General features: G+C 57.8%; 17 protein-coding genes. 13 read left to right on the top strand and 4 right to left on the bottom strand.

Features of this window, described 5'->3' with window-relative positions:
* Entirely contained in the window at positions 1–1074 is a 1074-nt protein-coding gene (locus AFK62_RS18785; RefSeq protein ID WP_007671747.1) for a sn-glycerol-3-phosphate import ATP-binding protein UgpC, read from the top strand.
* Positions 1071–1811 carry a glycerophosphodiester phosphodiesterase gene (gene ugpQ, locus AFK62_RS18780; RefSeq protein ID WP_007671748.1) on the top strand — a complete coding sequence of 247 codons (741 nt, stop codon included), beginning with the start codon at positions 1071–1073 and terminating at the stop codon, positions 1809–1811. Before AFK62_RS18785 ends, ugpQ begins: the two co-directional genes overlap by 4 nt.
* On the opposite strand, the gene AFK62_RS18775 is transcribed toward ugpQ, so the two are convergent.
* Complete coding sequence (locus tag AFK62_RS18775) at positions 1808–2275, bottom strand: DUF2756 family protein (protein WP_007671751.1); 468 nt, start codon at positions 2273–2275, stop codon at positions 1808–1810. The two genes, ugpQ and AFK62_RS18775, sit on opposite strands and share 4 nt — an antisense overlap.
* Positions 2276–2401: 126 nt before the next feature.
* Between AFK62_RS18775 and ggt the strand changes: the two genes are divergently transcribed.
* On the top strand, positions 2402–4162 hold the full coding sequence (gene ggt, locus AFK62_RS18770) for a gamma-glutamyltransferase (RefSeq protein ID WP_053532079.1): 1761 nt from the start codon (positions 2402–2404) through the stop codon (positions 4160–4162).
* 156 nt (positions 4163–4318) lie between these two features.
* Here ggt and yhhY read toward each other — a convergent pair whose 3' ends face one another.
* The gene (gene yhhY / locus AFK62_RS18765) at positions 4319–4816 is read right to left on the bottom strand and encodes an N-acetyltransferase (protein WP_007671755.1); all 498 of its coding nucleotides are present in this window, start codon (positions 4814–4816) and stop codon (positions 4319–4321) included.
* A 328-nt stretch (positions 4817–5144) separates the two neighbouring features.
* Here yhhY and AFK62_RS18760 point away from each other — a divergent pair, with 328 nt between their 5' ends.
* The 5 genes from AFK62_RS18760 to gntU all read left to right on the top strand — a co-directional run bounded on the left by AFK62_RS18760 (position 5145) and on the right by gntU (position 10117).
* A complete protein-coding gene (locus AFK62_RS18760) occupies positions 5145–6185 on the top strand; it encodes an oxidoreductase (RefSeq protein WP_007671757.1) in 1041 nt (346 codons plus the stop codon).
* A gap of 122 nt (positions 6186–6307) precedes the next feature.
* Complete coding sequence (locus AFK62_RS18755; RefSeq protein ID WP_007671759.1) at positions 6308–7003, top strand: pirin family protein; 696 nt, start codon at positions 6308–6310, stop codon at positions 7001–7003.
* A 104-nt stretch (positions 7004–7107) separates the two neighbouring features.
* Positions 7108–8103: a gluconate operon transcriptional repressor GntR gene (gene gntR / locus AFK62_RS18750; RefSeq protein ID WP_007671761.1), complete on the top strand. Its 996-nt coding sequence runs from the start codon at positions 7108–7110 to the stop codon at positions 8101–8103.
* A 142-nt stretch (positions 8104–8245) separates the two neighbouring features.
* Entirely contained in the window at positions 8246–8773 is a 528-nt protein-coding gene (gntK, locus tag AFK62_RS18745; RefSeq protein WP_007671765.1) for a gluconokinase, read from the top strand.
* A 3-nt stretch (positions 8774–8776) separates the two neighbouring features.
* Positions 8777–10117 carry a gluconate transporter gene (gntU, locus tag AFK62_RS18740; protein WP_032984369.1) on the top strand — a complete coding sequence of 447 codons (1341 nt, stop codon included), beginning with the start codon at positions 8777–8779 and terminating at the stop codon, positions 10115–10117.
* Between the two features lie 81 nt (positions 10118–10198).
* On the opposite strand, the gene AFK62_RS18735 is transcribed toward gntU, so the two are convergent.
* A complete protein-coding gene (locus tag AFK62_RS18735) occupies positions 10199–10501 on the bottom strand; it encodes a hypothetical protein (protein ID WP_007671771.1) in 303 nt (100 codons plus the stop codon).
* 81 nt (positions 10502–10582) lie between these two features.
* Positions 10583–11176 (bottom strand): YhgN family NAAT transporter, encoded by a 594-nt coding sequence (locus tag AFK62_RS18730; RefSeq protein WP_007671774.1) that lies wholly within the window; start codon positions 11174–11176, stop codon positions 10583–10585.
* Positions 11177–11345: 169 nt separating this feature from the next.
* Here AFK62_RS18730 and asd point away from each other — a divergent pair, with 169 nt between their 5' ends.
* The 5 genes from asd to glgA all read left to right on the top strand — a co-directional run bounded on the left by asd (position 11346) and on the right by glgA (position 19708).
* The gene (asd, locus tag AFK62_RS18725) at positions 11346–12452 is read left to right on the top strand and encodes an aspartate-semialdehyde dehydrogenase (protein ID WP_007671776.1); all 1107 of its coding nucleotides are present in this window, start codon (positions 11346–11348) and stop codon (positions 12450–12452) included.
* 263 nt (positions 12453–12715) lie between these two features.
* A complete protein-coding gene (glgB, locus tag AFK62_RS18720) occupies positions 12716–14911 on the top strand; it encodes a 1,4-alpha-glucan branching enzyme (RefSeq protein WP_053532078.1) in 2196 nt (731 codons plus the stop codon).
* Entirely contained in the window at positions 14901–16880 is a 1980-nt protein-coding gene (gene glgX / locus AFK62_RS18715; protein ID WP_007671780.1) for a glycogen debranching protein GlgX, read from the top strand. Before glgB ends, glgX begins: the two co-directional genes overlap by 11 nt.
* Before the next feature lie 13 nt (positions 16881–16893).
* The gene (glgC, locus tag AFK62_RS18710) at positions 16894–18177 is read left to right on the top strand and encodes a glucose-1-phosphate adenylyltransferase (protein WP_004388020.1); all 1284 of its coding nucleotides are present in this window, start codon (positions 16894–16896) and stop codon (positions 18175–18177) included.
* 97 nt (positions 18178–18274) lie between these two features.
* Positions 18275–19708 (top strand): glycogen synthase GlgA, encoded by a 1434-nt coding sequence (glgA, locus tag AFK62_RS18705; protein ID WP_007671783.1) that lies wholly within the window; start codon positions 18275–18277, stop codon positions 19706–19708.
* Position 19709: the final 1 nt, after the last annotated feature.

The following is a 19709-nucleotide window of genomic DNA, read 5'->3' as shown; positions in this document are numbered from 1 at the left end:
ATGGCAGGTTTAAAACTTCAGGCTGTGACCAAAAGCTGGGATAACGGCAAAACGCAGGTGATCCAGCCGCTGACCGTGGACGTCGCGGATGGCGAATTTATTGTGATGGTCGGCCCGTCGGGCTGCGGCAAATCGACGCTGCTGCGTATGGTGGCGGGGCTTGAGCGTGTGACCAGCGGCGATATCTGGATTGATCGCCAGCGTGTCACAGAGATGGAGCCGAAAGAGCGCGGCATCGCGATGGTATTCCAGAACTATGCGCTCTACCCGCACATGAACGTCGAAGAGAACATGGCCTGGGGCCTGAAAATTCGTGGCATGGGCAAGGCGCATATCGCCGAGCGTGTAAAAGAGGCGGCGCGCATTCTTGAGCTGGATGGCCTGCTACAGCGCCGCCCACGCGAGTTGTCAGGCGGTCAGCGCCAGCGTGTGGCGATGGGCCGCGCCATTGTGCGCGATCCGGCCGTCTTTCTCTTTGATGAACCGCTCTCTAACCTCGACGCCAAGCTGCGCGTGCAGATGCGCCTTGAACTGCAACAGTTGCACCGCCGCCTGCGCACCACCTCGCTGTATGTCACGCACGATCAGGTTGAGGCGATGACGCTTGCCCAGCGCGTAATGGTGATGAACAAAGGCGTAGCGGAGCAGATAGGCACGCCGGTAGAGGTTTACGAAAAACCCGCCAGTCGCTTTGTGGCGAGCTTTATCGGCAGCCCGGCGATGAACCTGCTGGAAGGGCGCGTTAACGGTGAGGGCACCCATTTTGACGTGGCCGACGGGCTTTCCCTGCCGCTGGGACGGCTGCATAAAACGCTCGCCGGGCGCAAGGTGACGCTGGGTATCCGCCCGGAACATATTGCGCTAAGCTCACAGGCCGCAGGCGGCGTGCCGTTGCCGCTCGATACGCTGGAGATGCTGGGCGCGGATAACCTTGCGCATGGCCGCTGGGGCAGCCAGAAAGTAGTGGCGCGCCTGGCGCATCAGGAGCGTCCGCAGCCGGGCAGCCAGCTGTGGCTGCATCTGCCGGAAAATCATCTGCACTTCTTCGATGGTGCAACAGGACAACGACTATGAGCAACTGGCCCTATCCTCCTATCGTCGCCCACCGCGGCGGCGGCAGACTGGCACCGGAAAACACGCTGGCGGCGATCGAGACGGGTGCGCGTCTGGGTCACGCCATGATTGAGTTTGACGTAAAGCTCTCAAAAGATGGTCAGATCTTCTTGCTGCATGACGATACGCTTGAGCGTACCAGCAACGGCTGGGGGGTGGCGGGCGATCTGAACTGGGATGAACTGCTGAAAGTAGACGCAGGCGGCTGGTACAGCGGCGCGTTTAAAGGCGAGAAGCTGGCGCTAATGAGCGAGGTGGCGGAGCGCTGCCGCACGCATCATATGATGGCGAATATCGAAATCAAACCGACGACGGGCGCTGACCGCGAAACCGGGCGCGTGGTGGCGCTGGCCGCGCGCGAACTGTGGCAAGGCATGACCGCGCCGCTCCTGTCGTCGTTTTCCATCGAGGCGCTGGAAGCGGCGCAACAGGCCGTGCCGGAACTGCCGCGCGGGCTGCTGCTGGATGAGTGGCGTGACGACTGGCAGGCGCTGACCACGCAGCTTGGCTGCGTCTCGATTCATCTCAATCATCAGCTTCTGGATCAGGCGCGCGTCGCGCAGCTTAAAGACGCGGGGCTGCACATTCTGGTGTATACGGTGAATTCGCCCCGGCGGGCGCTGGAACTGCTCGCCTGGGGCGTGGACTGCATCTGTACCGATGCGATTGATGAAATCGGGCCAGATTTTCGCGCTTAAGGTGTGACGGCGCCGTTTGCGTTCAGCGTGGCGCCGTTTTGCCGCAGCATATCGCCATTCTGGCGCGGCTGAATCATCTTTGTCTGCGGCTGGCGGTTCAGCGTCGCGCCGTTACTGTTGAGCATGCGCTGTGAACTGCCGCTTTGGCTGTTGAGCATCCCGCCATGCGTGTTTGGCAGTACCTGCTGGGTCTGTGCGTTGAGATTGCCCGTCTGGCCCTGCTGAATACGCTGCGTGTTGGTGTTCATCTGGGTTTGAAGATGTTGCTGTTGCAGGCGGCTTTGCGTCTGGACCTGCTGGTTGAGCATCCCCTTTTGCTGAAGCTGCTGGCCCTGCATTTGCGTCTGCAAACGCTGCTGGCTTGGATTCACGTAACCCGGCTGGTTGGGGTTGTTGATGACGTTAATAGGCTCGGCGAAGGCCGCCAGCGGCAGCGCGGCGGCAATCAGTAAATAGCGTTTCATGGTATTTCCCTCCCCGTATGGAAGATCCTTCAAGTTTACCCCCTTTGTGACACCACGATGATCTTTTAAGAGTTGTGAACCAGACTTATTCCGGGGAGTGTCCCAGACAAGAACCGGAGAAAAATAATGATGATGCAGTGGAAAACCGTACGTCAGACCGCGATAGCGGCGCTGGCGGCAGCGTTTTGCTTATCGGCGGGGGCCGCGCCTGCGCCTGTTGCGGCGCCTGCGCCAGTCTCTTATGGCGTTGAGGAGGATGTGTTTCATCCGGTGCGCGCCGAGCATGGCATGGTGGCCTCGGTGGATGCCGCCGCGACCCAGGTGGGCGTTGATGTGCTAAAGCAGGGCGGTAACGCGGTAGACGCGGCGGTCGCCGTGGGCTTTGCTCTGGCGGTTACGCACCCGCAGGCCGGTAACCTGGGCGGCGGCGGCTTTATGATGCTGCGCACCAAAGATGGCAAGGTCACTGCGATCGATTTCCGCGAAATGGCGCCGGAGAAAGCGACACGCGATATGTTCCTTGATGCGCAGGGCAACGCCGACAGCAAAAAGTCACTGACCTCGCATCTCGCCTCCGGCACGCCGGGGAGCGTCGCGGGCTTCGCGCTGGCGCTGCAAAAATATGGCACGATGCCGCTCGACACTGTTATTCAGCCCGCTATTACCCTTGCGCGCGACGGCTTTACCGTCAACGACGCGCTGGCGACCGATTTAAAAACCTACGGCGTGGAGACACTCCCGAACCACCCGACCAGTAAAGCGATTTTCTGGAAACAGGACGGCAATCCGTACCAGAAAGGCGACAAACTGGTGCAGACGAATCTTGCAAACAGTCTGGCACTTATCGCGAAAGACGGGCCAGATGCCTTCTATAAAGGCGCAATTGCCGACCAAATCGCCGAGGAAATGGCGAAAAACGGCGGGCTTATCACCAAAGCCGATCTGGCGAATTACCGCGCCGTGGAGCGTACGCCGGTAAGCGGCGACTATCGCGGTTATCAGGTGTATTCCATGCCGCCGCCGTCGTCAGGCGGCATCCACATCGTGCAGATCCTGAATATCCTTGAGAATTTCGACCTGCATAAATATGGCTTCGGCAGCGCCGACGCGATGCAAATCATGGCTGAAGCGGAAAAATACGCCTACGCCGACCGCTCGGAATATCTGGGTGACCCCGATTTTGTCAAAGTACCGTGGCAGGCCCTCACCAGCAAAGCTTATGCGAAATCGCTGGCACAGCAGATAGATGTGAATAAAGCGCGTCCGTCGAAAGAGATTAAGCCTGGCAACCTTGCGCCTTATGAGAGCAACCAGACGACGCATTTCTCCGTGGTGGACAAAGACGGCAACGCGGTGGCGGTGACGTACACGCTGAACACCACCTTTGGCACCGGCATTGTGGCGGGGAACACCGGGATCCTGATGAATAATCAGATGGATGATTTCTCTGCGAAGCCGGGAACGCCAAACGTTTATGGTCTGGTGGGCGGCGATGCGAACGCGGTGGGGCCGAAAAAACGGCCATTGTCGTCGATGTCGCCGACGATTGTCGTGAAAGACGGGAAAACCTGGCTTGTGACCGGCAGCCCGGGCGGAAGCCGTATCATCACGACCGTGTTGCAGATGGTGGTGAATTCTATCGATTTCGGGATGAACGTGGCGGAAGCGACCAATGCGCCCCGATTCCATCACCAGTGGTTGCCGGATCAACTAAGGGTGGAGAAGGGCTTTAGCCCGGATACGCTGAAACTGCTGCGTGAGAAAGGGCAAAACGTGGAGGTGAAAGAAGCGATGGGCAGTACACAGAGCATTATGATTGGCCCGGATGGCACGCTTTATGGGGCGTCCGACCCGCGCAGTGTGGATGATTTAACCGCCGGGTATTAACGGGCGTTCGACGTGGCGCCATGCGCAGGGTGGGGAAGGGCGTGAAAGGCCGGTGGCGCTTTGCCTTCCCACCCTGCGGGAGCCGTAGGGGGTAGCGTGCAGGGCGGGTAAGCGTAACGCCTCCGCCGCCCTGGTCAACACACCTGTCGCGGCGGGTTAAACCGGCCTCATCCGCGCCATAAAATACGCATCCACATAATCGCCGTCGCGCAGACCGTAACGCGCGCCGGTGCCTTCCGTCTCAAACCCGAATTTGCGGTACACCGCCAATGCGGGTGCGTTATCAACAAACACCGTCAGTTCAATGCGATCGATACGCAACCAGTTGTCACACAGGTTCACCATTTCACGTATCAACGCCGAGGCCACGCCGCGGTTACGCCACGCCGGATGGACGCTCATGCCAAAGGTCGCCACGTGACTGCGGCGCGGGTTTTGCTCCACCGTTAAAGCCAGGTGGCCTACAACCTTATCGTCAATGCACGCGACCAACTGACGCCGGCCCGGCAGCGGCGCGCCAAGCCGGTCGCGCCACATCGCGAGAGACGGATGCGGGATTTGCAGCGTGTTATGGATGATTTCCGGCAGCGTATGGATAGCGTGCAACGCCTGCGCGTCGTCAGCTTCTGCGTGTCTTATTACTATGTCATTCATGGCGCTCTCCCGCAGTGGTCAGAGATCAAGCAAGCGGACGTGCACGGCTTCCCGCTCCACGAGACCCCCGTTATCGTAATCCTTTCAACATCAATGGTTTTTTCTGGTTGGTCAATTCCCAAATTTTTTTCAAAAAAGGCTGGACACATGCGAATGATAATGATTATTATTGTCATGCGTTCAGGGAGAACCCCCAACGGAATCATCCTGAAAGCACGACATTGCTCACATTGCTTCCAGTATTTCTTAGCCAGCCGGGTGCTGGCTTTTTTTTTGCCTGATGATCTATGGTTAAACCAACGCTTTAACTCGCTATAAGGATCGGGCAATGACGATTAACTGCGCTTTTATTGGCTTTGGCAAAAGCACCACTCGCTACCATCTTCCCTATGTACTAAACCGCAAAGAGAACTTTCACGTCGCGCATATCTTCCGCCGTCATTCCAGACCGGAGCTGGAGAGCCACCCGCGTTATCAACACATCCATTTCACCAGCGATCTTGATGACATTTTTAACGATGATTCGGTAAAGATTGTGGTGATTTGTACCCATGCTGACAGCCATTTCGACTACGCGAAACGCGCGCTGGAGGCGGGCAAAAACGTGCTGGTGGAAAAACCCTTCACGACAAGCGTTGCAGACGCGCGCCTGCTGCTGGATCTTGCCAAAAGCAAAGGCCTGGTGGTCACGCCGTATCAGAACCGCCGCTTCGACTCCTGTTTTCTGACGACGCGTGAAGTGATTGAGAGCGGTAAGCTCGGCGAGATTGTCGAGATCGAAAGCCATTTCGATTATTACCGTCCGGAGGCGGAAACCAAGCCCGGCCTGCCGGAAGACGGCATGTTTTTCGGCCTCGGCGTACATACGATGGATCAGATTATTTCGTTATTTGGCCGCCCGGATCATGTGAGCTATGACATCCGCAGCCTGCGCAACAAAGCCAACCCGGATGATACGTTCGAGGCGCAGCTTTTCTATGGCGATCTGAAAGCCATCGTGAAGACCAGCCATTACGTCAAAATCGATTACCCGAAATTTATCGTCCACGGCAAAAAAGGCTCGTTTATCAAATACGGTATCGACCAGCAGGAGACCAGCCTGAAAGCGGGCGTTATGCCAGGCGAACCGGACTTTGCGGCGGATGAAAGTATCGGGCGGCTGGAGTATGTCAACGAGCGCGGCGAAACGGTGCATGAAGAGATAAAACCGGTGCCGGGCGACTATGGTCGCGTCTATGACGCGTTATATGACACGCTTGTTAACGGCGCGCCAAATTATGTCAGAGAATCTGATGTGCTCACCAATCTTGAGATCCTCGAACGCGGTTTCGAGCAGGCCTCACCTGCCACGGTAACCCTTGCTAAATAAGGGTTACAGACTCCTCTGGACTTGTTCACAAAATTTGAACAGAGGAGTCAATTTTCACCCTCTATGATCGCCGGCGTAACAGGTCCACACTTACCTCCATCAAATCGCTAAGGGGGTACAACATGATTTATTTACGCAAAGCAAACGAACGCGGTCACGCAAATCACGGCTGGCTGGATTCCTGGCATACCTTCTCTTTTGCCAACTATTACGACCCGAATTTCATGGGCTTTTCCGCCCTGCGAGTGATTAACGACGACGTTATCGACGCCGGTCAGGGCTTCGGTACTCACCCGCATAAAGATATGGAAATCCTGACCTATGTGCTGGAAGGCGCTGTGGAACATCAGGACAGCATGGGTAACAAAGAGCAGGTGCCTGCCGGTGAGTTTCAGATAATGAGCGCCGGTACCGGGGTGCGCCACTCGGAATACAACCCGAGCGCCACCGAGCGTTTGCGCCTGTACCAGATCTGGATCATTCCATCTGAAAACGGCATTGAGCCGCGCTACGAACAGCGTCGCTTTGACGCCGCGCAGGGCCGCCAGCTGGTGCTGTCCCCGGATGCTCGCGACGGTTCGCTGAAAGTGCATCAGGATATGGAACTGTCGCGCTGGGCGCTGCTCAATGGCGAAGACGGGCAGTATGCGCCCGCTGAAGGCCGCCGCGTCTGGATTCAGGTCGTGAAAGGCGAAGTGACCATTAACGGCACCCGCGCGACTACCAGTGACGGCCTGGCTATCTGGGACGAAGCAAACCTGGCCATCCACGCCGACAGTGACAGCGAAATCCTGCTGTTCGACCTGCCGCCGGTCTGATAAATCCTTAACCTTACTCGCAACCTTCCTCTAAACAGGGGAAGGTTGTTGCGCGTCCGTGATAAACTGGTTATTACCCATGACCTTATCCCCCCTTCAGGACGATGAAAAAGAGAAGACCGGTACTCCAGGATGTGGCCGATCGCGTCGGCGTAACCAAAATGACCATCAGCCGCTACCTGCGCAACCCCGAGCAGGTATCGCTGGCGCTGCGCAGTAAAATCGCGGCGGCGCTTGATGAGCTTGGCTACATTCCCAACCGCGCGCCGGATATTCTCTCCAACGCGACCAGCCGCGCCATCGGCGTGCTCCTGCCGTCGCTTACCAACCAGGTATTTGCGGAAGTCCTGCGCGGTATTGAAAGCGTCATCGACGCGCACGGTTATCAGACTATGCTCGCCCATTACGGCTATAAGCCGGAGCTGGAAGAAGAGCGTCTGGAGTCGATGCTCTCCTGGAATATCGACGGACTGATTTTAACCGAGCGCAACCATACGCCGCGCACGCTCAAGATGATTGAGGTGGCGGGCATTCCGGTTGTGGAGCTGATGGACAGCGTCTCGCCCTGCCTCGATATTGCCGTCGGGTTTGATAACTTTGATGCCGCCCGCCAGATGACGGCGGAAATTATCGCGCGCGGTCATCGCCACGTGGCGTATCTGGGCGCGCGTCTGGATGAGCGCACTATCATGAAACAGAAAGGCTATGAGCAGGCGATGCTGGACGCAGGCCTTACGCCTTACAGCGTGATGGTTGAGCACTCGTCGTCGTTTTCAACCGGCAGCGAACTGCTGCGCCAGGCGCGTCGGGAGTACCCGCAGCTCGACAGTATTTTCTGCACCAACGACGACCTTGCGATCGGCGCGGCGTTCGAATGTCAGCGCCTGGGCCTGCGCATTCCGGATGATATCGCGATTGCCGGTTTTCACGGGCATGACATCGGGCAGGTGATGGAGCCGCAACTGGCGAGCGTACTCACGCCGCGCGAGCGCATGGGGCGCATCGGCGCAGAGCGCCTGCTGGCGCGCATCCGCGGCGAAAATGTTACCCCTCAGATGCTCGATCTCGGTTTTACGCTCTCGCCCGGTGGCTCGATTTAATCCCACAAATTTGAGCTAGCTCACACTTATTCACACTGGGATCCTGCGGGAATTGCTAATTTTCAGTGTGAGCCAGACAATGTTACCGTTAACAGTTACCCGTAACATTATCCGTAATGCCTTTGCCAGGGGGAGTTCTGCAATGAGCACGACCAATCATGATCATCACATTTATATCCTGATGGGCGTTTCCGGCAGCGGGAAATCCGTTGTTGCCAGCGAAGTCGCGCATCGTCTGAAAGCCGCGTTTCTGGATGGCGATTTCCTGCATCCGCGCCGCAATATTATGAAAATGGCGGCCGGCGATCCGCTCAATGACGACGACCGTACGCCGTGGCTCCAGGCGCTCAACGACGCCGCGTTCGCCATGCAGCGCACCAACAAAGTGTCGCTTATCGTCTGTTCGGCGCTGAAAAAACGCTATCGCGACATTCTGCGCAGCGGCAATCCGAACCTTTCCTTCATCTGGCTGAAAGGCGATTTCGAGGTAATCGAAAACCGCCTGCGCGCGCGCAAAGGGCACTTCTTCAAGCCGCAAATGCTGGTCACCCAGTTCGAAGCGCTGGAGGCCCCGCAGGAAGATGAAAAAGACGTGCTGATTGTGGATATCAACCCGTCGCTCGACGACGTTATCGACAGCACGATTGCGCTTATCAACAAAGGCCAGTAAGTCGTGAATACACTAACCCTCGTTTTAACGGCAGTAGGGTCCGTTTTACTCCTGTTATTTTTAGTGATGAAGGCGCGTATGCACGCCTTTGTGGCGCTGATGGTGGTTTCGATCGGCGCCGGGCTTTTCTCCGGTATGCCGCTCGATAAAATTGCCGCCACGATGGAAAAAGGCATGGGCGGCACGCTCGGCTTTCTGGCGGTCGTCGTGGCGCTGGGGGCGATGTTCGGCAAAATATTGCATGAAACCGGCGCGGTCGATCAGATTGCGGTCAAGATGCTGAAATCGTTCGGCCACAGCCGCGCGCATTACGCCATTGGCCTGGCCGGGCTTATCTGCGCGCTGCCGCTCTTCTTTGAAGTGGCTATCGTGCTGTTGATTAGCGTTGCATTTTCCATGGCGCGCCACACCGGCACTAATCTGGTGAAGCTTGTGATCCCGCTTTTTGCAGGGGTTGCGGCGGCGGCGGCGTTTCTGCTGCCGGGGCCTGCGCCAATGCTGCTCGCCTCGCAGATGCACGCCGATTTTGGCTGGATGATTTTAATCGGTCTGTGCGCAGCCATTCCCGGCATGCTGGTGGCGGGGCCGCTTTTTGGCAACTTCATCAGCCGTCACGTCGAGTTGCAGATCCCTGATGATATCAGCGAGCCGCATCTGGGCGAGGGCAAACTGCCGTCCTTCGGCTTTAGCCTTGCGCTTATCCTGCTGCCGCTGGTGCTTGTCGGCCTGAAAACTATCGCCGCGCGCTTTACCGAGCAGGGCTCGACGCTCTACGAATGGCTGGAGTTTATCGGCCATCCGTTTACCGCCATTCTGGTCGCGTGCCTTGTGGCGATTTACGGGCTGGCGCGCCGTCAGGGGATGGAAAAAGAGAAAGTCATGGCAGTCTGCGGCCAGGCGCTGCAACCGGCGGGCATCATTCTGCTGGTCATTGGCGCAGGCGGCGTGTTTAAACAGGTGCTGGTGGATTCCGGCGTCGGCCCGGCGCTCGGCGAAGCGCTGACTGGCATGGGCCTGCCCATCGCAGTGACGTGCTTTGTGCTGGCGGCGGCGGTGCGCATTATTCAGGGCTCCGCGACGGTTGCCTGTCTTACCGCTGTAGGACTGGTAATGCCGGTTATCGACCAGCTTCACTTCTCCGGCGCGCAGCTCGCGGCGCTGTCCATTTGTATCGCGGGTGGCTCGATTGTGGTGAGCCACGTCAACGACGCCGGGTTCTGGCTGTTCGGTAAGTTTACCGGCGCCACCGAAGGGGAGACCCTGAAAACCTGGACGATGATGGAAACGCTGCTCGGCACCACCGGTGCCATTGTCGGGATGATCGCGTTTACGCTGCTTTCCTGATACGCGTTTTTCGATATTAACCGCCGGTATCTGACCGGCGGTTTTTTTATGGCGTCACAGACAGGTTGTCAGCGCGTGGTATTACCGTAACGCATAAATAAGAATAGCGAGCGTAACGCAGACAGCAGACAGAAATTTCCACGGTTTGCTTTTCTCAACAAAGTATAAAAACACCTGGGTGATCAGCGCGAAAACTAACGCAAGAAAGGCCGTCACGCCGCCATTGGCCGCCCCGGCATCCCGAATAATCATATCTGATGAAATCGCAGGGTCGATTTCGCTCATCCATGCGTATTTATCCACCGTGACAATCAATAACGCGGCGAGGGCTGAGACATAGAGTGCGAATAGCATGACCCGGTAAAACCACGCTCTCTTGTGCATATGCACTCCCTTTGACGTATCCAGTTATTCGCTCTGGTGTCACCGCTGATGCAACATCGATAAAGCGGATAAAAAAGACGCCTAACCCTTCATCCACGCTCGTATGCCGTCCAGGAACATCTGGGTGGCGAGCATGACCAGCACCAGGCCCATCAGGCGCTCCAGCGCATTCACGCCTTTTTCGCCAAGCAGGCGCAGGAACAGCGACGACTGCAACAGGATGACAAACGTGCCGCCCCAGGCGAGCAGCAACGCGATAACCAGATGCCCCATTTGATTCGGGTACTGGTGCGAAAGCAGCATCAGGGTGGCGAGCAGTGTCGGGCCCGCCACCAGCGGAATGGCCAGCGGCACGATAAACGGCTCTTCACCCGCGGGCAGGCCGGTACTGTTGCCTTCCTGACTGGGAAAAATCATTTTGATAGCAATAAGGAAGAGAATAATGCCGCCGGAAATCGAGACGGTTTCCGCGCGCAGGTTCAGGAACGCGAGGATGTTCTCGCCCGCAAATAAGAAGATAAGCATCAGCAGGAGCGCGATAAACAGCTCGCGCACCATAATCGCCCGGCGGCGTTTCGGCTCGGTATGCTTGAGCACCGACATGAAAATCGGCAGGTTGCCCAGCGGATCCATAATCAGGATCAGCAGGACGGCGGCGGAAAATATGTCATTCATGAAAAGAGTCCTGATAACGGTAAACGCGACGCCTGATTAGCTCTGTTTCTGATGTTCAGGCGATCATTGATTAATTTCACTTGCCACTTTAGCTGCATTTTGTATGGTGAAAGTATCTCCGGGGCTCTCCCGACACGCACACAAAGCACATCTCGCAGGAACACGGGTTATGAAAAATGTTGGTTTTATCGGCTGGCGCGGTATGGTCGGCTCTGTACTCATGCAGCGCATGGTGGAAGAGCGCGATTTCGACGCCATTCGTCCTGTCTTTTTCTCTACTTCCCAGCTCGGCCAGCCCGCCCCCGCCTTTGGCGCGCAGGGCGGCGGCACGCTTCAGGACGCTTACGATCTGGAGGCGCTGAAGGCGCTGGACATTATCGTGACCTGCCAGGGCGGCGATTATACCAACGAAATCTATCCAAAGCTCCGTGAAAGCGGCTGGCAGGGGTACTGGATTGATGCGGCCTCGTCGCTGCGCATGAAAGACGACGCCATTATTATCCTCGACCCGGTAAACCAGCATGTGATCACCGAGGGCCTGAACAACGGCGTGAAAACGTTTGTCGGCGGCAACTGTACCGTCAGCCTGATGCTGATGTCGCTTGGCGGCCTGTTTGCTGAAAATCTGGTGGAGTGGGCCTCGGTCGCGACCTACCAGGCGGCGTCCGGCGGCGGCGCGCGGCATATGCGCGAACTGCTGACCCAGATGGGCCTGTTGCAACAGCACGTGGCGACGGAACTGGCCGACCCGGCTTCCGCTATCCTCGATATCGAGCGTAAAGTCACGGCGCTTACCCGCAGCGGTGAATTGCCGGTCGATAATTTCGGCGTACCGCTGGCGGGCGGGCTTATCCCGTGGATCGATAAACAGCTCGATAACGGCCAGAGCCGCGAAGAGTGGAAAGGCCAGGCTGAGACCAACAAAATTCTCGGCACCGCGACCACCATTCCGGTAGACGGTCTGTGCGTGCGTATCGGCGCGCTGCGCTGCCACAGCCAGGCCTTCACGCTGAAGCTGAAAAAAGATGTGTCAGTGCAGACCATCGAATCGCTGCTGGCGGGCCATAACGACTGGGTCAAAGTGATCCCGAACGACCGCGACATTACCGTGCGCGAACTGACGCCTGCGGCCGTCACGGGCACGCTCAGTACGCCGGTCGGACGTCTGCGCAAACTCAACATGGGGCCGGAGTACCTTTCGGCGTTCACGGTTGGTGATCAGCTCCTCTGGGGGGCCGCCGAACCGCTGCGGCGTATGCTACGCCAGCTGGCATAACGATAAAAAAGAGCGCTTCGGCGCTCTTTTTTTTATGTCCGTCACTAAAGAAAAGCCGATTGTTTCATATTTTCTCAGGGATAACAGAATCCCCTGGCTATGCTTAGCATAAGGCGGGGGTCTTCTCGTCATACTTCCAGGTGGAACGGCGCAGCTACAGGAATCCTTCAGGCTCTGCCCGTTCAGGTCATTAAGAGTGTCGCTACCGGACGCGCAGGCGTAAGGCTGGAATGGGGCGGCACCAAATAAACAGGATGATAACCATGTCTGATCGTGTCTCAAGAGACGTGATTAATGCGCTGATTGCGGGCCATTTTTCGGATCCTTTCTCCGTTCTGGGCATGCACACCACCGACGCCGGAATTGAAGTCCGCGCGCTGCTTCCCGACGCCACTGATGTGTGGGTCATTGAACCTAAAACCGGGCGTAAAGTGGGTAAGCTTGAGTGTCTGGATTCTCGTGGTTTCTTCAGCGGCGTGGTGCCGCGTCGTAAAAACCCGTTTCGCTATCAGCTGGCCGTGAACTGGCACGGGCAGCAAAATCTGATTGATGACCCTTACCGCTTCGGGCCGCTTTTGCAGGAGCTGGATGTCTGGCTGCTGTCTGAAGGTACACACCTGCGTCCCTATGAAACGCTCGGCGCGCATCCCGATACGATGGACGGCGTTACCGGCACGCGTTTTTCCGTCTGGGCGCCGAATGCGCAGCGCGTTTCCGTGGTGGGTCAGTTTAACTACTGGGATGGACGCCGCCACCCGATGCGTCTGCGTAAAGAGAGCGGCATCTGGGAGCTGTTCATCCCTGGTGCGCACAACGGTCAGCTCTATAAATACGAGATGATCGACGCAAACGGCCACCTGCGCATGAAATCCGACCCGTATGCGTTTGAGGCGCAAATGCGCCCGGAAACCGCATCGCTTATCTGCGGCCTGCCCGAAAAAGTGGATCCGAACACGGCACGTCAGGACGCTAACCGTTTCGACGCGCCCATTTCTATTTATGAAGTGCATCTCGGCTCCTGGCGACGCCACACGGATAACAATTTCTGGCTGAGTTACCGGGAGCTGGCCGACCAGCTTATCCCTTACGTGAAGTGGATGGGCTTTACCCATATCGAACTCCTGCCGGTAAACGAGCATCCGTTTGACGGTAGCTGGGGTTATCAGCCCACCGGGCTGTATGCGCCGACCCGCCGTTTCGGCACGCGTGAAGAGTTCCGTTATTTCATCAACGCGGCCCATGCGGCTGGGCTGAACGTTATTCTCGACTGGGTGCCGGGGCATTTCCCGTCCGATGATTTCGCACTGGCGAATTTTGACGGCACGGCGCTTTACGAGCACGGCGACCCGCGCGAAGGGTATCACCAGGACTGGAACACGCTGATTTACAACTATGGCCGCCGTGAGGTGAGCAACTTCCTGGTAGGCAACGCACTGTACTGGACGGAGCGTTTTGGCATCGACGCCCTGCGCGTGGACGCCGTCGCCTCCATGATTTATCGCGACTACAGCCGCAAAGAGGGCGAGTGGATCCCGAACCAGTACGGCGGACGTGAAAACCTTGAGGCGATGGAGTTTCTGCGCAACACCAACCGCATCATCGGCGAGCAGGTGAACGGCGCGGTGACGATGGCAGAAGAGTCGACCGATTTTCCCGGCGTCTCCCGTCCATCATCCACGGGCGGGCTGGGCTTCTGGTACAAGTGGAACCTGGGCTGGATGCACGACACGCTCGACTACATGAAGCTTGATCCGGTCTTTCGCCAGTACCATCACCACAAAATGACCTTCGGGATGATTTACAACTACACCGAAAACTTCGTGCTGCCGCTGTCACACGATGAAGTGGTCCATGGCAAAAAATCGATTCTCGACCGCATGCCGGGCGACGCGTGGCAGAAATTTGCCAACCTGCGCGCCTACTACGGCTGGATGTGGGGCTTCCCGGGCAAAAAACTGCTGTTTATGGGCAACGAGTTTGCGCAGGGGCGCGAGTGGAACCACGACGCGAGCCTTGACTGGCATCTGCTGGAAGGCGACGACAACTGGCACCACGGCGTGCAAAGACTGGTGCGCGATCTCAATTCCACTTACCGGCAGCATAAAGCGCTGCACGAACTTGATTTCGATCCTTACGGCTTCGAATGGTTGGTGGTAGAGGATAACCAAAACTCCGTATTTATCTTTACTCGCCGCGATTCGCAGGGGAACGAAATTATCGTCGCCAGCAACTTTACGCCGGTGGTTCGCCACGACTATCGCTTTGGCATTAACCAGCCAGGTGAGTGGCGCGAAATCCTCAATACCGATTCGCAGCACTATCACGGCAGCAATAACGGCAACGGCGGCAAGGTACGCAGTGAGGCTATCCCAAGCCACGGGCGCGATAACTCGCTCGCCCTGACGCTGCCGCCGCTTGCCACTATCTGGCTGGTCAGAGAGGGAGACAATGCAGCTTAACGCAGGCCGTCCTACCCCATCCGGCGCCTGGTTTGATGGCGCAGGCGTGAATTTCACGCTGTTTTCCGCCCATGCGGATAGGGTGGAGCTGTGCGTGTTTGACGACAGCGGCAACGAATTGCGTTACGCACTGCCTGCGCGCAGCGGCGATATCTGGCACGGCTATCTGCCTGGCGCGCGGCCTGGCTTGCGCTACGGCTACCGGGTGCATGGCCCATGGGACCCGGCGCAGGGGCATCGCTTTAATCCGGCCAAACTGCTGCTAGACCCGTGTGCGCGCGGCGTGGAAGGGGATGTGGCGGACGATCCGCGCCTGTATGGCGGCATTGAGACGCCAGACCCTGCCGATAACCGCGACGTGATGCCCAAAGCGGTGGTGATGGACGACTATTACGACTGGGAAGACGACGCATCGCCCGCAACGGCATGGGGCGACACGGTGATTTACGAGGCGCACGTGCGCGGTTTAACGCGCCTGCACCCGGATATCCCGTCTGCGCTGCGTGGCACCTACGCCGCGCTTGGCCACCCGGCGATGATTGCGTATTTCCAGCGGCTCGGCATTACGGCGCTTGAGCTGCAACCCGTCGCGAAATTTTGCAGTGAACCGCGCCTGCAACGTCTGGGGCTTGCGAATTACTGGGGCTATAACCCGCTGGCACTCTGGGCAGTAGAGACGCGCTATGCCTCTACACCCGCGCCGCAGGCGGCGCTTAATGAATTTCGCGATGCGGTGAAAGCGCTGCACAAGGCGGGTATTGAGGTCATTCTCGATATCGTGCTCAACCACAGCGCCGAACTGGATCTGGAAGGACCGACCTTCTCCCTGCGCGGAATTGATAACCGTAGCTATTATTGGATACAGGACCACGGCGATTACCACAACTGGACCGGTTGCGGCAACACGCTGAACCTGAGCCATCCGTCGGTGGTGGAATATGCCATCGGCTGCCTGAAATTCTGGGTTGAGCAGTGTCATGTCGATGGTTTCCGGTTCGATCTGGCAACCGTGATGGGACGCACGCCGGAATTTCGTCAGGATGCGCCGCTCTTTGAGGCGATGCGCCGCGATCCGTCACTCTCGGCGGTAAAACTTATCGTCGAGCCGTGGGATATCGGCCCTGGCGGCTATCAGGTGGGCAACTACCCGCCGCAGTTGGCCGAGTGGAACGACCGATTTCGCGACGATATGCGCCGCTTCTGGCTACGCCGTGAATCGGGTGTCGGCGAGTTCGCCACCCGCTTTGCCGCATCGGCGGATGTGTACCGCCGCAGCGCGCGCGCACCATGGGCGAGCGTTAATCTGGTGACGGCGCACGATGGTTTTACGCTTCGCGATTGCCTGTCGTTTAACGGCAAGCATAACGAAGCCAACGGCGAAGATAACCGCGATGGCGCGTGGGAAAACCATAGCAATAATCATGGGCATGAGGGCCCCGGCGGTGGGGAGGCCATCCAGGCGGCGCGGCGCGCAAGCGTACACGCGTTATTAACGTCGCTGCTGCTCGCGCAGGGGACGCCGATGCTGCTGGCGGGCGATGAACATGGCCACAGCCAGCATGGCAATAACAATGCGTATTGCCAGGATAACGAACTGACCTGGTTTGACTGGTCGCACGCTGACGAGGGGCTTATCGCGTTTACCGCCGCCCTTATCCGCCTGCGCAAGCAAATTCCGGCCTTAACGGCTTCGCAGTGGTGGGAAGAGAACGACGGCAATGTTCGCTGGCTTAACGCCGCGGGCGCGCCGATGCGGCCTGAGGACTGGCACAGCGGCGCACGCCTACTGCAAATCCTCTTGTCCGATCGCTGGCTTGTTACCCTTAACGGCAGCGATGAAATGAACGAAATCGTTTTACCTGAAGGGGAGTGGCGCGCCGTTCCTCCGTTTGCCGGAGAGGATAATCCGGTTGTCATGGCTGTATGGCATAGCCCTGCGCACGGCGTGTGCGTATTCCAGAAGTCATAAACAGGAGTTCGTCATGGTCAGGCTTGAAAAGAAAGATCCGTTGATGCTGGCAAGGCAGTTGCCATTGAAATCCGTGGCGCTGATCCTGGCTGGCGGTCGCGGTACGCGGTTGAAAGATCTGACCGCGACCCGCGCCAAGCCCGCTGTTCATTTCGGCGGTAAGTTCCGCATTATCGACTTCGCACTGTCGAACTGCATTAACTCCGGCATTCGTCGTATCGGGGTTATCACGCAGTACCAGTCCCATACGCTGGTGCAGCATATCCAGCGCGGGTGGTCGTTCTTTAGTGAAGAGATGAACGAGTTTGTCGATCTCCTGCCGGCGCAGCAGCGCGTGCATGGCGAAACCTGGTATCGCGGCACCGCAGATGCCGTGACCCAGAACCTCGATATCATCCGACGCTATAAAGCGGAATATGTGGTCATCCTCGCAGGCGATCATATCTACAAGCAGGACTACTCGCGCATGCTTATCGACCACGTCGAAAAAGGCGCGCGTTGTACGGTGGCCTGCTTGCCGGTGCCGGTTGCCGAGGCCCGCGCGTTCGGTGTCATGGCGGTGGATGAAAACAGCAAAGTTATCGACTTCGTGGAAAAACCCGCGAACCCGCCGTCTATGCCCGGTGACGATACTAAGGCGCTCGCCAGCATGGGCATCTATATTTTTGATGCTGACTATCTTTATGAGTTGCTGGAAGAGGATGACAAAAACGAATCCTCAAGCCACGACTTCGGTAAAGACATTATCCCGAAAGTGACATACAGCGGTGAAGCCTATGCGCATCCGTTCCCGCTCTCGTGCGTACAGTCCGATCCGAACGCGGAGCCGTACTGGCGCGACGTAGGGACGCTGGAGGCGTACTGGAAGGCGAATCTTGATCTCGCCTCGGTGACGCCAGAGCTTGATATGTACGACCAGGACTGGCCTATCCGCACGCATATGGAGTCGCTGCCACCGGCTAAATTTGTGCAGGACCGCTCTGGCAGCCACGGCATGACGCTGAACTCGCTGGTGTCCGGCGGCTGCATTATTTCCGGATCGGTGGTGGTGCAGTCGGTGTTGTTCCCGCGCGTGCGCGTGAACTCGTTTTGCAATATTGATTCTGCAGTGCTGCTGCCTGATGTCTGGGTGGGCCGCTCCTGCCGCCTGCGTCGCTGCATTATCGACCGGGCCTGTGTTATCCCTGAAGGCATGGTGATTGGCGAAAACGCCGAAGAGGATGCTCGCCGTTTCTACCGTTCCGAAGAGGGAATTGTATTGGTGACCCGCGACATGCTGGCGCGTTTGTCAGCGTGAGTCGCACAAGGATTAAGTGCGCACGGATGATGGTTTCCGCGCGTGATGTTTCGCGTTCGGCGCGCCTGTTGCGCTGTGACATTCAACGGGAGAGATAATGCAGGTCTTACATGTATGTTCTGAACTTTTTCCGCTGCTGAAAACCGGTGGACTGGCGGATGTCCTCGGCGCGTTGCCTGCTGCGCAGATTGCCGAAGGTGTGGATACCCGCGTGTTACTGCCGGGCTTCCCCGATCTCCGTCGTGGAGTCGCGGATGCCAAAGTGATCACACGTCGCGACACTTTCGCTGGGCGTATCTCTTTGTTATACGGACATTTTAACGGCGTCGGTATCTATCTTATCGATGCGCCGCATCTCTATGACCGTCCGGGCAGCCCTTATCACGACACTAACCTCTATGCCTATGCCGATAACGTGATTCGCTTCGCCCTGCTGGGCTGGGTGGGCAGCGAAATGGCGGCAGGGCTGGATCCGTTCTGGCGTCCTGACATCGTACACGCGCATGACTGGCACGCGGGCCTGACGCCTGCGTATCTGGCGGCGCGCGGGCGGCCGGCGAAATCGGTGTTTACCGTGCATAACCTCGCCTACAAAGGCATGTTTTATGCCCACCACATGGATGACATCGGATTGCCATGGTCGATGTTTAACATGAATGGACTGGAGTTCAACGGCGAGATCTCGTTCCTTAAGGCCGGGCTTTACTATGCCGATCATATTACGGCCGTCAGCCCGACCTACGCGCGAGAGATAACCGAGCCGCAGTTCTCATACGGGCTGGAAGGGCTGCTCAAACAGCGCCACAGCGAAGGGCGGCTGTCGGGCATTCTGAACGGCGTGGATGAGAATATCTGGAACCCGGCGCACGACCTGCTTCTGGCGTCGCGTTATACCCGCGATACGCTTGAAGAGAAAGCGGAGAACAAACGGCAGCTGCAAATCGCGATGGGCCTGAAGGTGAACGATAAAGCGCCGCTGTTTGCCGTAGTCAGCCGACTGACCAGCCAGAAAGGGCTGGATCTGGTGCTGGAGGCGCTGCCGGGGCTGCTGGAGCAGGGCGGTCAGTTAGCGCTGCTCGGCGCGGGCGATCCGGTCTTGCAGGAGGGCTTCCTCGCTGCCGCCGCCGAACATCCAGGGCAGGTTGGCGTACAAATTGGTTATCACGAGGCGTTCTCGCACCGCATTATGGGTGGCGCGGATGTGATTCTGGTGCCGAGCCGCTTTGAGCCATGCGGGCTGACGCAGCTCTACGGCCTGAAATATGGCACGCTGCCGCTGGTGCGCCGAACGGGCGGGCTTGCCGATACGGTCTCCGACAGTTCGCTTGAAAACCTCGCGGACGGCATCGCCAGCGGTTTTGTGTTTGAAGACAGTAACGCTCTGGCGCTGTTACGGGCTATCCGGCGCGCGTTCGTATTGTGGTCCCGTCCGTCTCTCTGGCGTTTTGTTCAGCGCCAGGCCATGGGGATGGACTTTAGCTGGCAGGTCGCGGCGAAATCTTACCGCGAACTTTATCAACGCTTGTTGTAAA

The organism is Cronobacter condimenti 1330, assembly GCF_001277255.1.
Taxonomy (GTDB): domain Bacteria; phylum Pseudomonadota; class Gammaproteobacteria; order Enterobacterales; family Enterobacteriaceae; genus Cronobacter; species Cronobacter condimenti.
Note: the sequence above shows the minus strand (reverse complement) of the source record. Positions and strands in the feature narration are given on the sequence as shown.

Bases quoted from the DNA above. Each gene is read 5' to 3' on its own strand.
- AFK62_RS18755 (WP_007671759.1), top strand. From the start codon at position 6,308: ATGATTTATTTACGCAAAGCAAACGAACGCGGTCACGCAAATCACGGC.
- glgA (WP_007671783.1), top strand. From the start codon at position 18,275: ATGCAGGTCTTACATGTATGTTCTGAACTTTTTCCGCTGCTGAAAACC.
- asd (WP_007671776.1), top strand. From the start codon at position 11,346: ATGAAAAATGTTGGTTTTATCGGCTGGCGCGGTATGGTCGGCTCTGTA.
- glgX (WP_007671780.1), top strand. From the start codon at position 14,901: ATGCAGCTTAACGCAGGCCGTCCTACCCCATCCGGCGCCTGGTTTGAT.
- AFK62_RS18730 (WP_007671774.1), bottom strand. From the start codon at position 11,176: ATGAATGACATATTTTCCGCCGCCGTCCTGCTGATCCTGATTATGGAT.
- ggt (WP_053532079.1), top strand. From the start codon at position 2,402: ATGATGATGCAGTGGAAAACCGTACGTCAGACCGCGATAGCGGCGCTG.
- AFK62_RS18735 (WP_007671771.1), bottom strand. From the start codon at position 10,501: ATGCACAAGAGAGCGTGGTTTTACCGGGTCATGCTATTCGCACTCTAT.
- yhhY (WP_007671755.1), bottom strand. From the start codon at position 4,816: ATGAATGACATAGTAATAAGACACGCAGAAGCTGACGACGCGCAGGCG.
- AFK62_RS18775 (WP_007671751.1), bottom strand. From the start codon at position 2,275: ATGAAACGCTATTTACTGATTGCCGCCGCGCTGCCGCTGGCGGCCTTC.
- AFK62_RS18760 (WP_007671757.1), top strand. From the start codon at position 5,145: ATGACGATTAACTGCGCTTTTATTGGCTTTGGCAAAAGCACCACTCGC.
- glgB (WP_053532078.1), top strand. From the start codon at position 12,716: ATGTCTGATCGTGTCTCAAGAGACGTGATTAATGCGCTGATTGCGGGC.
- gntR (WP_007671761.1), top strand. From the start codon at position 7,108: ATGAAAAAGAGAAGACCGGTACTCCAGGATGTGGCCGATCGCGTCGGC.
- ugpQ (WP_007671748.1), top strand. From the start codon at position 1,071: ATGAGCAACTGGCCCTATCCTCCTATCGTCGCCCACCGCGGCGGCGGC.
- glgC (WP_004388020.1), top strand. From the start codon at position 16,894: ATGGTCAGGCTTGAAAAGAAAGATCCGTTGATGCTGGCAAGGCAGTTG.
- gntK (WP_007671765.1), top strand. From the start codon at position 8,246: ATGAGCACGACCAATCATGATCATCACATTTATATCCTGATGGGCGTT.
- AFK62_RS18785 (WP_007671747.1), top strand. From the start codon at position 1: ATGGCAGGTTTAAAACTTCAGGCTGTGACCAAAAGCTGGGATAACGGC.